This is a genomic window from Paenibacillus sinopodophylli (genome assembly GCF_005930355.1).
In the GTDB taxonomy this organism is placed as follows: Bacteria; Bacillota; Bacilli; order Paenibacillales; family Paenibacillaceae; genus Pristimantibacillus; species Pristimantibacillus sinopodophylli.
This window is the reverse complement of sequence record NZ_VDBO01000005.1, coordinates 136,570-150,334: the sequence shown is the minus strand read 5'-3', so window position 1 is coordinate 150,334 and position 13,765 is coordinate 136,570. Positions and strand designations below refer to the sequence as shown.

The 13,765-nt window shown below is 40.3% G+C and carries 11 protein-coding genes; 1 reads left to right on the top strand and 10 read right to left on the bottom strand.

The genetic code is table 11. From position 1 onward, the window contains the following. Window positions 1-26: 26 nt before the first annotated feature. The 4 genes from FGT79_RS19695 to FGT79_RS19680 form a co-directional block, all read right to left on the bottom strand. A complete protein-coding gene (locus FGT79_RS19695) occupies window positions 27-2,126 on the bottom strand; it encodes a YDG domain-containing protein (protein ID WP_138754542.1) in 2,100 nt (699 codons plus the stop codon). 306 nt (window positions 2,127-2,432) lie between these two features. Continuing rightward, window positions 2,433-4,196, bottom strand: coding sequence for a sensor histidine kinase (locus tag FGT79_RS19690; RefSeq protein WP_138754541.1), 1,764 nt, complete (start codon window positions 4,194-4,196; stop codon window positions 2,433-2,435). Window positions 4,197-4,604: 408 nt separating this feature from the next. Then, a complete protein-coding gene (locus FGT79_RS19685) occupies window positions 4,605-5,207 on the bottom strand; it encodes a PIN domain-containing protein (protein ID WP_138754540.1) in 603 nt (200 codons plus the stop codon). Between the two features lie 17 nt (window positions 5,208-5,224). Next, a complete protein-coding gene (locus FGT79_RS19680; protein WP_138754539.1) occupies window positions 5,225-5,734 on the bottom strand; it encodes a hypothetical protein in 510 nt (169 codons plus the stop codon). A 280-nt stretch (window positions 5,735-6,014) separates the two neighbouring features. Here FGT79_RS19680 and FGT79_RS19675 point away from each other — a divergent pair, with 280 nt between their 5' ends. Beyond that, a complete protein-coding gene (locus tag FGT79_RS19675; protein ID WP_138754538.1) occupies window positions 6,015-7,397 on the top strand; it encodes an SMI1/KNR4 family protein in 1,383 nt (460 codons plus the stop codon). A 99-nt stretch (window positions 7,398-7,496) separates the two neighbouring features. On the opposite strand, the gene FGT79_RS19670 is transcribed toward FGT79_RS19675, so the two are convergent. The 6 genes from FGT79_RS19670 to FGT79_RS19645 all read right to left on the bottom strand — a co-directional run bounded on the left by FGT79_RS19670 (window position 7,497) and on the right by FGT79_RS19645 (window position 12,764). Beyond that, window positions 7,497-7,928 (bottom strand): hypothetical protein, encoded by a 432-nt coding sequence (locus tag FGT79_RS19670; RefSeq protein WP_138754537.1) that lies wholly within the window; start codon window positions 7,926-7,928, stop codon window positions 7,497-7,499. A gap of 10 nt (window positions 7,929-7,938) precedes the next feature. Further along, window positions 7,939-8,481 carry a LytTR family DNA-binding domain-containing protein gene (locus tag FGT79_RS19665; protein ID WP_246096505.1) on the bottom strand — a complete coding sequence of 181 codons (543 nt, stop codon included), beginning with the start codon at window positions 8,479-8,481 and terminating at the stop codon, window positions 7,939-7,941. A gap of 27 nt (window positions 8,482-8,508) precedes the next feature. Then, complete coding sequence (locus tag FGT79_RS19660; protein WP_138754536.1) at window positions 8,509-9,690, bottom strand: serine hydrolase domain-containing protein; 1,182 nt, start codon at window positions 9,688-9,690, stop codon at window positions 8,509-8,511. A 467-nt stretch (window positions 9,691-10,157) separates the two neighbouring features. Beyond that, window positions 10,158-10,508, bottom strand: coding sequence for an alpha/beta fold hydrolase (locus FGT79_RS31975; RefSeq protein ID WP_246096504.1), 351 nt, complete (start codon window positions 10,506-10,508; stop codon window positions 10,158-10,160). A gap of 1,102 nt (window positions 10,509-11,610) precedes the next feature. Beyond that, complete coding sequence (locus FGT79_RS19650) at window positions 11,611-12,435, bottom strand: DUF2971 domain-containing protein (RefSeq protein ID WP_138754535.1); 825 nt, start codon at window positions 12,433-12,435, stop codon at window positions 11,611-11,613. Between the two features lie 8 nt (window positions 12,436-12,443). After that, window positions 12,444-12,764 carry a hypothetical protein gene (locus FGT79_RS19645; RefSeq protein WP_138754534.1) on the bottom strand — a complete coding sequence of 107 codons (321 nt, stop codon included), beginning with the start codon at window positions 12,762-12,764 and terminating at the stop codon, window positions 12,444-12,446. Window positions 12,765-13,765: the final 1,001 nt, after the last annotated feature.

The following is a 13,765-nucleotide window of genomic DNA, read 5'->3' as shown; positions in this document are numbered from 1 at the left end:
TATTGGTTGGTGATTTCTTTTAGCTATTAAACGCCAGCTATGATTTCACCATTATCAAATTTAGTGCTTGCAGGTGCAAGATAATTCCCTGCATCTTCCCCAGTGAGCGTATAAACGATTATTATTTGTTTATGGGTTCCTACTTCTGCGTTATTGTAAGTGGCTACCGCATGCACCGTGACATCATCACCACTAACAACATTAATTAATGTACCCGGTATTACAATTGCTGTTGCATTGCCATCATACACCTTGGCTATTACTGTAGGTGATGAAATCGATAATTGTCGAGCTGTAATTACACCTGTAGTTACTGCAATAGGGGCTGGAGCCCCATAGTTAATAGAATCTGCTCCTACAACTGTGTACGACACGTCTATCGTCTTGTTAGTGCCAACGTTTTCGTCACTATAAACACCTAATCCAAGTACTGTCGCGTCATCCCCAGGACATATCCCTACATATTCACACGATCCAACTCTAGATCCTGCTAATACGACTGATGACTTAGTTCCATCATACACTTTGGACGTTTTTATCAGATCAATCATCATACCTGTATCTTCGTGGTATTGTACATAGGCCATGTAGTTCGTATTGTCTGTAGGCGCCAAGTAATTGGCACGATCAGATCCCGATATTGTGTATTTTACAGTTAATGGTCTAGCATGAACTATAGCTGATGTATCGTAAGTCACTTCAACACTCACTGTCACATCTTCATTCGCAACTATTCCAACTAATCCACCTGCAACTGCTGATACTACTGAATCACCAGCTTCTGATTCTGAAAGTGATAATTCTGGGTCTTCAATCGTTAATTGAGCAGGTGTAATGGCTGCTGTATTTGTTGTGTAGTTTACTGGTGCCATATAATTACCTGCATCTGCACCGCTTAATGTATAAACCACCGTTACGGTTTTGCCTGTTCCTACTGCTGCGTCATTGTAAGAAGCTACTGCGTTTACAGTAACCGAATCATCACCAACGACATCGATTAATGAACCTGCTGTTACAGACGTCGAATTCGTCCCATCATACATTTTGACCGCTGTCAGCGTCGCTGGATTCGCAACAGTCAGCTGCTTCTTACTAATTACGATTTCGCCCGAAGCGATAGATATATTGTTAGAAGCATCTACTGCATATACAACATAATGACCTAAGCCTAATCCTACTGTCTTAATGGTTGCATTTACGCCTGCTTCTGCGGATAGCTTTGTACCTATCGATGCATCCACAGCCTGGTTTAGACCTGTGAGGGTTGCAACAGTTGTTGAAGGAACAAGATATAAATATCCATTCTCATTGCTTAACCCATTTACGTCATCCCCAAGTGAGATTGACCCCACCGTTACACCCGATAGAGTAGGTGCTGTTGTATCTATTGGAGTTGCCGTCGGAGCTGGTGTTGACGTTGCTGGTGGTGTTGCTATCGGTGTTGCTATCGGTGTTGCTGTCGGTGTTGCTGTCGGTGTTGGCGTAGGAGTTGGTGTGCTCCCTAATGTTTCTCTCACAGTAACTGAACGATATAATACGACTACCGCTTCAGCACGTGTAAGAGGTTGATGGGGTTTGAAGTCAGTATTATTGGCATAGCCTTGTATAACACCATTTGCTGCTGCAGCGTCAACGGCTTCCTTAGCCCAAGAGGCTATAGAACTTGAGTCTGTAAAGTTAGCTTCTTTACTATCTGTATTTGTTAGATTTAGAAGGCGATTTACGATAACTGCAGCTTCCTGCCTGCTGATTGGTTTAGTTGCACCAAATGTTCCATCTGCATAACCCTTAATGTAGCCTGCTTTCATAGCTTTGGAAACCTCGGTATATATCCAACTAGATGAAGCGACATCGCTGAAGGAAACATCTGCTGTTTCCGTAAAACCATAGGAACGGTTAATTAAGGCGATGAATTCTGCTCTGGATATCGTATTATTCGGTTTGAAGCTGCCGTCTTCATAACCTGTAACATATCCTTTGTCGATCCAATCAGATACCTGACTTTCGGCCCATGTTCCCTGAATATCCGTTTTCGAAGTTTCTGATGCACCAAACGCCGCTTGAGTCGATGGCAACAACATAACTGTAATCAATAAAGTGGATACGAATTTTTTAGTGTAGTTCATTGAATTAATTCCCCCTCAATATGATTACAAAACAATACTTCTTACACCCTACCACACAAAACTACATTTTTATACAATTATTGATAAAAACAAACAAATAACTGCTGAACCTATAAATAGCTCAAAAAGTAAAAAAACTCAACTAACGTAGTAGAAAAGCAAAAAAAAGCTGGATCAGGTTTGCGCCAACCGACTTTTGCAATTTCACTTTATCGTCGATCTATTCATCCAGCAAATGCAATTCTCTAGCAGCCTTGATCGCTTGCCCACGTCTCAACCATCCAGGCCTTTAGTGCAATATTGTTTCTATTCATTGTCGTGAAGGTCCTCTTTTAACTGCGGAAAATCCACACCTCTAATAGTGAAATGAAACACACTTCCTTGTCCTGCAATGCTCTCCGCCCATAATCTCCCGCCGCTTAGTTCTATGAACTGCTGGCTTACAAGCAGCCCAAGTCCTGCCCCCTTCTCTCCCAAGGTACCTGCCGACGAGTTAAGGGGCTTCTCAGCAAATAGCTCACGAAGCAGCATCTCCTCCATACCTACTCCGTTATCATGTATAGATATAATAACCATATCCCCTGATAGCTGAGCCTGTACACGAACCTCCCCGCCCTGTCCTGTAAACTTAATAGCGTTGGATAACAAATTACGAATTATTAAGCCAAGTGCTTCTCGGTCAGCATACACTTGAGTGCCTGAAGCAACCGTGTGATGCATCTTTATATGTTTAGCATGGCTGCTAATAAGCAGCATATGACAGCAATCCTCAACAACATCAGTCAAGTCCAGCAGTTGAGGCTTAAGCGCCATATCATCCCGCTGGCTGCGGAACCACTCTAATAGATTATTTGCCATTCCCATTGTATTACGGATCTGGTCACCTAGCTTCTCAATAATTTCCTGATGATCGGGATCGAAGCGATCTCTGTCTTCTTCTAATAATTCTACGAGTTGAAATTGCAGCGCCAGCGGACTCCGAATATCATGAGACACGATCGTAAACAACTGATCCTTAAACTGGTTGAGCTTTGCAATCTGTTCCAGATGATTTTCTTTCTCCGTAATATCAACGATAAGGGATATACTGCCCTGCTTCTGCTTCCGCAGTATTCGTAATGGATATACGTTCACGCTGTATATTTTTCTTTTCCCATCCAGCCAAGTATCGATTTCTACGCGTCCTTGTTGCATAGACTTACACAGCTCCTGCCATTCTGGCCACGGCTCTAATAGCTCCGCTATATTGCGGTTATCAATAGCTGTATGACCCATCTCTTCGAACCATTTCGAAGCCTGCTTATTACTATCAATAATCTTACCCGAAGCATTGGCTATCACAATACTTTCCTGAATGGTATCGAGCACAATATTCCTAGCAATCGGCACCGTAGAGAAAAACTTAATTCGCAGCATAATCACCAGCATCAATGTACCCGAGAATCCACAATAAACTGACAACGGAAGCAGCCAAGGCGACCACTCATGTTTCATCAATTTCATAATCTCAAGAAAGATGGGAAATGAGCTCAGAAACAAAACCCACATCCCAGGTGTACGGAAATCATTACGAATATTCCTTATGTATTTAAATAGAGAGTACATGCACAGAATCAAAATACAATAACAAATAACACCGAACATGATGGAATAAACAGTTCTCGTTGTGAATAAATGCCCGTTGTCGAGCTCGATTGTGCGATATATCATATGAAGCTGGGGATCTAACCATGACTGCAGCGACCAGAGCGCAAATATCGCGAACAGCATAATCTTCCATCGTAGCTTTAATAACTTGTCACTGCCAATTAGCTGATAAACAAACAGGATGAAAAAAGGCACGATTAAATTAAGCGCCGTATTTTGAATATTGCGGAAAAACAACTTTTCGACTAACAAAAAGCTGCTTTTCTCTAGAATGATACTACTTGAGTAGATCATCCGGCACACAATTAATCCAATGAGATAGCTTATTCCACGCTCTTTTCTAAACCCGTATACAAAGTATAAAATGATACCCGTCATCATTAAGGAAGCGATCATTAAGACAAGCTCAACTGTAGCATTCATGATATAAATTCCTTTAGGTTTTGTCGTAAAATACAGAAAGCTAGCTTATCATATTTCTTTTTAATATAGTATAAGCTACTAAGGGCGTGCAAGGCGTAATATAACACGTTTATACAAAAGACGACTCCTGCTAACAAATAAAAAGAGCTGCCGCAGCAGCTCCTTATTGTTTTCCTATATTGCACTTACCAACCTGCATGATAATCCCGCGCAATTACTGCCAGATCTCTTCAGCAATCTCCTTGATAAAAGCAAGCTTGCGCCATAAAGCACCCTACCAGAAAACTCACTCTTACTTATGACGCGGTTTACCTTAATGTAGTTGCAGTCGCATTATAAAAGGACATTAGAGAAGCAGATTCATGACTCCATCTAAACCATAAAAGTCGCCATATGGCAACTTTTTGTTTACAAGTTAATCAAATCTTGCTTCAATTTTTGAAACCAGATATTTTGCTCAATTAATGTTCTTCCATCAGTAGGAACTTTGACGAAACGCTTATTCACATAGTCGTACAATTTGTCTTCCGTGGATTCAAACAATAAATCGTAGATGAGAAAATCTTTTATGTTATGAGTCACTAATATGCCATCATACTTATAAGCGGTTACAAGAATTCGTGCATCGGATGCCTGCAGATAGTTCAAACCATAATTAGGATGACGTATAACGGATTGGTTAAAATTATTATTATCCCGGAGGTAATTTGTAAACTCGCGTAATTCGCGTTCTAAATCTATAGGTAAAGGAAAATCAACGATGACATTTTGATTCAAAATTTGTGTAATTATGTTCTTATGCTGTTCCGAGGTGAACGTATGCATTTGAACCTTTAGCTCAACCTCTACCTCTTTTGGTATTTTAATTTCAGCTTGATTAATGGCGGCTAATCTACTGGTACTAGTCCAGAAATCGTGAGCCGCCTGTTTTAAATTTGCTTGATTAGCGTTGCCGTTTACAAAATCACGAAACATATTTGTGTCCGGCATAAAGACGAATGGCTCTGACATCTAATCCCTATCTCTCCTTACTTAGCAACGTCATTTGCTTCAGTTGATGGTTCAAGTTCCAAGAGTTCTAGCGCAAGGTTAGCAACTTGCTTAGAGTTTTCGAACCCTTTGTCTTTCTCCTTCAGAAACTTCTGCCAGTTAGGGTGAGTTAAGAATTGAGTTGAGTAAACGTGCCATGTCGTATTTTCTCCAGCATTTTGAAAACCTTCATACTTTTTATTTTGAAGATGTCTACGAACAACTTGCGGTGCAAGTCCCGTTATCAAACTCACATCACGAACCGTTAAGAACTCAGGAATTGGATGTACCGCCTCATCTCTTTCAATCAAAGGTTCTACATCGAGTGCTTGAATAGCATCCTCAATGTCTTTAATATCCGTATCAGTAAGTCCTCGTGCAGCGATTGTAGCCTCTATCTCAAGTGCGCGTTGAAGCAGCCTTATTTTAGCTAATTTTCGCGCATCTTTACTAATAAATGTGCGTTCAGTAGCATCTGGCAGTGTAACGTAACTCAGTACACTAGGCATAATAATCACCCTCCTCACCTCCATCTTACCATCTATCCACAAAGAACAAAAGGAATAAATAGAACATTTCGAATCCTTTAATAGTGTATTCAAGTTTCGATAAAAGATACCTTTTCTCTGAAAATAAGTAATAAGAACATTCACCTAAGAAACCACTCCTAGCTGCGGTTCCCTTCAGTTGCACGTATAATTATCCTCTCTAGCACCAATTTCCATTCACAGTCTCCTATTTGATAAAATAGAGAAAATCATATTTTCACTTGGGAGGTAGACGGCAACGATGGAACAAGAGCTAAAAACCCAAATCATGCAATGGCATGAGGATAGCGAGCACCAGCAGATCATAGACACTCTTATGAAAATGACTCCAGCAGACAGGGATTACGACATAATCAACAGCATGGGCCGGGCGTTTAACAATCTAGGACTGTATGAAGAAGCGCTGGAACAGTTCGCTTCCATTGCCACGCAGGGAAAAAATGATTCATTATGGCATTTTCGCGTAGGCTATTCCTATTATTATATGAAGCGGTATGAGGAAGCGATTGATGTGCTGAGCACCGCATCAGAGCTCGATCCTGACGATCAGCATGCAGCCCGATTGCTGGACTGGAGCCGAAGCAAGTGGCAAAAACAACAAAAGAGCCAAGCGCGGCGTGCACGTAGCAAGCAGCAACAAGACTCGGGAACGGCTCCTTTTGAAGGCATGGATCTCAATCGTTTCTGGGAAGATAGTTCCTATGCTAGAGAACAGTATGTCTCCGCTCCGCCTACGAATGAGCTGATTGCTTCTGTAGAAGAAGAGCTCGGCTATAGGCTACCAGCAAGCTATATTGCACTGATGAAGCATCAGAATGGAGGCATCCCCCACCATACTTCCTTTCCGACAGATGAAGCTACCTCGTGGGCTGAGGATCATATCGCCATTACGGGGATTATGGGAATCGGACGTGACAAAAGCTACTCGATTTGTGGAGATCTCGGCAGCCCATTTATGATTGAAGAGTGGGGCTATCCGGATATTGGCGTGGTGATCTGTGATTGCCCCTCGGCAGGACATGACGTTGTAATGCTGGATTATCGGCACTGCGGGAAGAACGGTGAACCTGAAGTTATCCATGTCGATCAAGAGGATGATTATGAAATTACATTCCTAGCTCCAGACTTCGAGACGTTTTTTCGCGGACTAGTAAGTGACGAGGAATACGACACTTCTGAGGAAGTTAAAGAGGACGATCTGCTTAAAGTAACAGATGGGAAATTCTCTCCTCTGCTCGCAGAGCTATGTGCCGCTCAAGCCTCTGAGGTAGAAGAGCTTGAGTCCAAAATACGCAGCGTCTGTAACCGGATTGTTAAAGAAAAAGGCCATTTCTCTTTTCATGCGGATGAGCTCTCTCATCTCATGTACGATGTGCAGTTCTGGCTGTACGTGGGTGCTTACCCAGCTACCAGCCGTCAGCAGTATCTGGATACTTATAGCCAAATTATCGCTTTTGGCGGTGAATTTGGTCAAAACGGGTACGCTCCCGGCTTCATCAGCGATTGGCTTGATAAACGAATCAATGAAGGCCTTATCATTCAGGAGAACGGCGCAATCCGCTTCACGGAGGAGGCACGCAGTGCGGTAATCGCAAAGCTTATAGCAGAGGCGGATACTGCATAGACATAAGTAGTTGCAGGAGGAGCAAAGAATGTGCTCCTCCTCCTTCTGTGCCCAATAACATCATATTACAAATAACCTCATACCATTTAGGCCCATCGCTTATTTATCTTTTAGAAATGCCTTCAATGTTTTCAATTTATTTTGTGCTCGCCGATACATCATATAATCGAATAGATTCGCTATACATATGATACCAAGCACAATGGATAGGGTTGGCACAAAGGACTGCTTGTTTTCTATATCACTGCTTGTTATCCATAATAAGGATGCCATAATGCATGTAGTTACCAATAATGCAATTAGGTTGTTGATAAAGAAGTACATCCTCGCATTCGCCATACTAAGCGGAAGTATGGCCGTTAGCCATTCAGTTAGGAGGCCTATAATGAAACCTATGCTTCCGCTGGCTAATACCGTTAACACTTTATAGCCGATGAGCATATCCGCATGATCATAGAACTGCAGTACAATGCCCATAAAAATACCGAGAAAAAATGATTTTATTATATTTTCAAAATGAATCGTTTCCATTGCGGCTCTCCTACATTTTGAGTGTATTCCTAAGCTTTTTCGAGAACATTTTGGATACTTCCAGCTCTGCCTGGTTATCCATTCTCAGTACATATCTGGAGTTAAACCAAGGAATAATCTCTTTCACATGCAGCAAATTAACGATCTGTGATTTATTGATTCGTATAAACCCTTTCGCTGCCCAAATGTTCTCATAATACTGTAAGGTTTCTTTGATACTATAGTGGTTTGACTTCGTATATGCCGTAATTCCTTCTATACCTGCTTCTAGATACAAAACATCCCTCGGCTCCATAACGGCAAACTTGTTTTCACTTAACCCTGTAAAAGTATTCGCCAGATGTATATCTTCTCGAACGCCAGAGACCAATAGCTTGACTACATCCATGTAATCAATCGCATCGAATACAACACTAAGCTTGCCGTGTGGTATGTCATATCCATGTTCAACGAGCACCCATTCACCGTCTGGTTCAACTTCGATTTGATATTTGGATAACTCTTGTTTCAATTTCTCATACACTTTGTGTGAACACAGTAATTGAACCATCATATCTCCTAATAACACCTAGTGTATTGTTTATTCTACTATCATCCTATCATAAATCATCCTTATTTTTACTAATTCTTCTATCCCTTTTTCCGCAAAATCAAGCGATCCGAAATTCGCGATAAAATAGGTATCCTTTTTCTTGTCATATAACACATACGTCCCCGTTGATCCAACACCGCCATATACATCTGTCATAGAGCCTAGCAGGAATGACAGCTCACTAAAGTCAAAATACATCATCCCCATGCCGTAATAGATTCCCTTGTCATAGCGCCCGCTAAAGTCAGTCATCTGTCTATACACTTCATCAGACAGCAGAGCCCCGTGTTCCAAAGCTTTCATAAAGGTTAGCAGATCATCCATAGTAGTAACGACACCACCGCCTGACCAGTCAATCGATAATGCATTTTTGTTGCTATAGTCCATACCATTCACATAGATCCCAACAATATCAGCAGGCTCATCCTGATCGAACATTAAATAGCTGTCGTTCATGCCTAGTGGCTCAAATAGTTTCTTCTCTAAAATCTCGGAGTAAGGCTTACCCTCTAGCGATTCCAGAATGAGTCCAAGCAATATATAACCCGTATCCGAATAGTAAAAGGTTTCCCCTGGCAGTCCTACAGGCTCCTGATTATCCCTGGTAAATGAAATCAGTTCTTGAGGAGTGAATGAACGGTCTGGAGTTGAAGCCATTATCTCCAATATCGATTTCCCATGTTTCACTGGACCTGCGAAATAATCGCCCACTCCTGATGTATGACTCAGCAAGTTTCTTATTGTTACCTGGTCGCTGTAATCCGTACCGTTTACTACAAATAATCCTTTCAAAATTTGAGCGTCCAGCCATGTATTGATTTTATCATCAAAGCTGAGTTTACCTTCGTCTACTAACAGGCCATAGATCGCAGCAAGCATCGTTTTACCGACACTGGCTGCATGATATTGACTATCGATTTGGACAGGCTGATCCGAGACCTGATTTTTAATGCCTACTGCAAATTGTCCCAAGTACCCCGTTTGATTAGAGTAAATCGTCAATAATGCACTTGATAGCGAATCATTTTTTTCAACAATTTTGGTTAGGTGCTGCTCCAGCTTTTCATTTACAGCCTCTTTCGATATCGGCCTATTTAGAAAGGCTAATAAACCAACCCCTAACGCAAACAAAACAATTAAACCAACCACAATTCTAATGGGTATTTTCATGTTGACCACCTTTCGATCCATGTACTTCACATACATTAATGTAATCGATGGTTTACGAATTAGGAACGCTTATGCGCTAAGTGGTCATTATGGAGGGTTAACATGACTTTATGGCGGTTTTACCGTGCGTAAGGAAACCTAGATCTTTCACCCTGTTGACTCAAAACACAAAAAAATACATCGCCTTAGATGTATAACTCTAGCGGCGATGTATTTTTATTTAGAACGTTAATTCATATCCATTATTCGTTTTATATCGTCCACGACCATTTGAGGTTCGTTATACATAACCATATGCACGGAATGCGGTGCCTCTACCAAGCAGCCATTCGCTAGTACCTCTGCAGTCTGCCTATAAGCTTCGTTAAGTGTCGGGCGGAACTTCCGCTCCATCCGCGTCATTAGAGTTCCGGAGATAACGGAAACTTCAGTGCCAACGAGCATCAGCGGCTGTTTGTGGAGCCTTCTTAAATCATCAAGGAAAAGCCTTCTTCAGCTACCATTGTTCTAGCCGACTGCATCATGAAATCCTCCCGGCGGTGATCCTTATAGACATCCGTAAGCTGGACACTGCCGGGTTTGCTTCCTATCAGCCTATACAGGCCAGTTCCGGCAAGCATCGGAATAAGCCAATTCATTCTCGCGTAATGCTTTACCGTCGATTCTTTGAAATACAATCCGCAATGCTCGTCCGTTTGATCAACTAGAACAAGTCCACGTATGCGTGCGGGAACCATCGCTGCCACTGTGCAAATAATTGGGCCACCCCAGCTATGCCCGACGAGGATAAACGGGCCTGTTCCTAAATGGTTCAACAAAGAATCAGATCATCCGCTATTCGGACCAGCGTCCTTGGCTCACTGTCCGGCTCGCTCCTACAAGCACCCGCTCAAGAGCGCGCATGTTCGGCGACAAGCGGCTGCACAAGTCCCCAAGTAGAGCGAGACAAGTCCATACTCGATTCGAATATGACGGTAAGTTCACCTACGCTTGCTCCATATGATGCAGCTGGCGTCCATCTGTCGTTGTAATAAAATGGATTTCTCCAAACGTGTGAGATTTCGTATCTAGCATCGTCGGTTTCCGCCTATCATTTAAGAATCATTATCAATAGTTTTGTAAGCAAAGACTAGATAATAGACAAGTACCAAGGTTAATAAAACATCGGGGTGAACCGGTTTGACGGTAAAACGCTGAGACCAAATGTTACGGGTACTTGGGTAGAGCCCAGCTGGCAAAGAATGACGAGGAATTAGACATGTATGGTTGGTATGAAGCTGTTAGGGTACGGACGATTGGTAAATTCGATAACGAAGACCGTAATCATTTCTATGACTTGTTAGAAAGCGATGGGTTAGAATAATCTGCACAGAAGGCGCAGCTGTCATTTAAGAAGTTTAACCTATAAGATTATACAAATTCCCAAGCCACGGCTTGAATTGTGTAGTCTCTGGCAGTTTCAGTGCTTCTATGATTAGCGAAGCGGCTACATAGCCTGTTTTGCTTCATTTTTTAACTAACACTCCCTCTAACGTCTCGGGGATTATGAAAAACTCGTAATTAGAACAAGATTAGGTATTGCTTAATTAGTCTTTACAAACAGATACTTCAGCATAATATGTGCATCTTATTCCGTTATCAGTATGATTCTTAAAAAATCACAAAACTGCGTCATTATTACAACAACATCGTATGCAGCTTCATCATAGTTAATGTAAATTGCAGATGAACAATTTCTATGACGAAGTACAAGCTCACATATTTCACAGGTATAGATAAAAAAAAGAGGTTTACCAGATTTAGCTGGCCAACCTCACGATAAGTATTTTCCCAATATCAGAAAACCGCGTCATAATTATACGCGTTAAATGAAATAATATTTAAAATGGTTTTTTATATATTTATTCAATAGAAATTTGATTAGTATCTTGAGGGTATTACTGATTGCGAAATATCTTTTTCATTAATATCTTCATATTTTCGATTAACTAAATATAAAACACTCTTTTTAGTGACATCCATTGTTAAATAGGGGCTGAGCTTAACCTTTTTTATAGGCACTTTCAAGCCATCAACATTTTCTTTATTAAAAACAATATAGGGAATAAAAGTACCATTTAATACTCTAAACTCTTCTCTATGTGTTAAGGCGCTGTCTTTCTTGCATATAACTACAATTCTCTCTTCTTCTTCCGCTGAATACGCTTCATGCTTAACAGAAAAAGACATATTGGCTAGCTCAAAACAAATTTCATCTAATATGTCTTTTTTTGACAATAAATCTTGGTCCGTGAAATATGATACAGGTAATAATAAGTCTTTAATTACAGTCTCATCTGAGTCTGCTACGTAACGAACCGGAGTAATACTCACTTTAACATCTGCATCAATATTTTGAAAATATCGTTCAAACATATTAATAAACTCTTCTTTGTCAATGCCGATACTATACCCTTCACTTTCAGAATAATAATTCCATAAAGGTAAAGAATCATCTACCTGAGAGCATGATAAGATATAATAATTGTAATCGGTTAAGTATTTTTCTAGTTGTTCATTTATATAAGCTTGAACTTTTCTACTCATCTTGTTATGCAGTTTGAAAAATTTTTGTATAAATGGCTTAATTGCATGCAACTCAGTGGTATCATTTAAGTAGTCACTCTTTGTGATCCAAAATGTTTGATTTAATATGATACTCTTTAGCGCAGTTGCTCCAGTAAAGTGATATATAAGATTATCCATAGCTGACCTTATACACCATCTTCCGTACTTAGATATTCTTCTAATAAATTCAACTCATGCGTTTCTTCAACTAATCGAGCTACGACATTTTGTAGAATAATTTTTAACGATCCTATTAACACTTTATTTACAACATCATCACTTCTATCATATAAATATATAAACTTATCATTTTCATCCCGATACAAATGCAAATTATCGCTATAAATTTTAGGATCATAGTCAGATTCACTCAAATCACTACTTACAATATAAATAGTTCCGAAATCTGAAAGAGTCTTTTTCAAAGAAATTAGTAGATTATTATAAGCAACTTCTTTGTTATACATTTAGAACACACACCTCGCTGGTTTTTTTTGTAATTATAGTTCAAAAGTCTCTTTTTTACTATATAAAATTTAAATACCCACAACAAATTGAAAGCTGCAAATTTGAACCAAACAATTATTGGATACAACTCCTCAACTTACTACCTACACTGGACATTCCTAATATTGAAGTAGATGTGTTGCATTCAGTACATGAGAGTTTTATTATCCTTAAAGGTTCCACTTTATAAGAGGCTCAACACGGAGCATATACCCACGACTAAGCATCGTAATTGTTGTCGTCATCTCAGTTATACAATTTATAAGTTTGGTAGACGAGAGCATGATAAAGTCAATCGGGGCAAAGTAAAGCTAAAGCCGTCGAACCAGTCGTCAAGCGTTAACATGGAATACACTCAGACTTTTGTATGATCAAACACCAGAACAATTAGTACTACCTTATTATCACGGCTGCGCTGAAGAATTGAGTCGTCTAAATAAATACTATTACACGTTTAACTGCCGAACCATCGTTACACTTGATTTAAGAAACACTAGACCATATCCTAGCCCGTCAACTAGACTCCGCGGCTACTCTCCAGCAGCCGCAAGCAATTTTCGCCCTTAAGTACAAGTGAGATAGCAACTGAAACCAGTAAACCCAGAGAGAGCAAACGACTTACGAATCCCAACCTAACGAAGCAATTTACCATTCCTGAAAACCTAAAAAAACAGACTAGTCAGTTAGGAACGACGGTATACCGTAGATTTACACATCTATTATTTTTTGAATGGTTACTAGTCTCTTCCATGATACCCAACGAAGAAGTTATTTTGTAAACACAAAAAATGTTTACTCCCTACAGTCCCAAAATATTCGAGTTAATTTGTAGCTGCGAAAGTTGAGTAAATAATATTAAGCAACAGATTGGTAAGGAACTTTTTCCGACATCTGTTAAAAAACTTGCGAGCGACGTTATCTCCTTTGTTAAAGAGTGCTCAATTGTTATATCAATTGACTT

Coding starts and splice junctions, on each gene's coding strand:
- FGT79_RS19665 (WP_246096505.1), bottom strand. CDS start 8,481: ATGATGGTTCAATTACTGTGTTCACACAAAGTGTATGAGAAATTGAAA.
- FGT79_RS19685 (WP_138754540.1), bottom strand. CDS start 5,207: ATGTCAGAGCCATTCGTCTTTATGCCGGACACAAATATGTTTCGTGAT.
- FGT79_RS19680 (WP_138754539.1), bottom strand. CDS start 5,734: ATGCCTAGTGTACTGAGTTACGTTACACTGCCAGATGCTACTGAACGC.
- FGT79_RS19650 (WP_138754535.1), bottom strand. CDS start 12,435: ATGGATAATCTTATATATCACTTTACTGGAGCAACTGCGCTAAAGAGT.
- FGT79_RS19645 (WP_138754534.1), bottom strand. CDS start 12,764: ATGTATAACAAAGAAGTTGCTTATAATAATCTACTAATTTCTTTGAAA.
- FGT79_RS19675 (WP_138754538.1), top strand. CDS start 6,015: ATGGAACAAGAGCTAAAAACCCAAATCATGCAATGGCATGAGGATAGC.
- FGT79_RS19690 (WP_138754541.1), bottom strand. CDS start 4,196: ATGAATGCTACAGTTGAGCTTGTCTTAATGATCGCTTCCTTAATGATG.
- FGT79_RS19660 (WP_138754536.1), bottom strand. CDS start 9,690: ATGAAAATACCCATTAGAATTGTGGTTGGTTTAATTGTTTTGTTTGCG.
- FGT79_RS19695 (WP_138754542.1), bottom strand. CDS start 2,126: ATGAACTACACTAAAAAATTCGTATCCACTTTATTGATTACAGTTATG.
- FGT79_RS19670 (WP_138754537.1), bottom strand. CDS start 7,928: ATGGAAACGATTCATTTTGAAAATATAATAAAATCATTTTTTCTCGGT.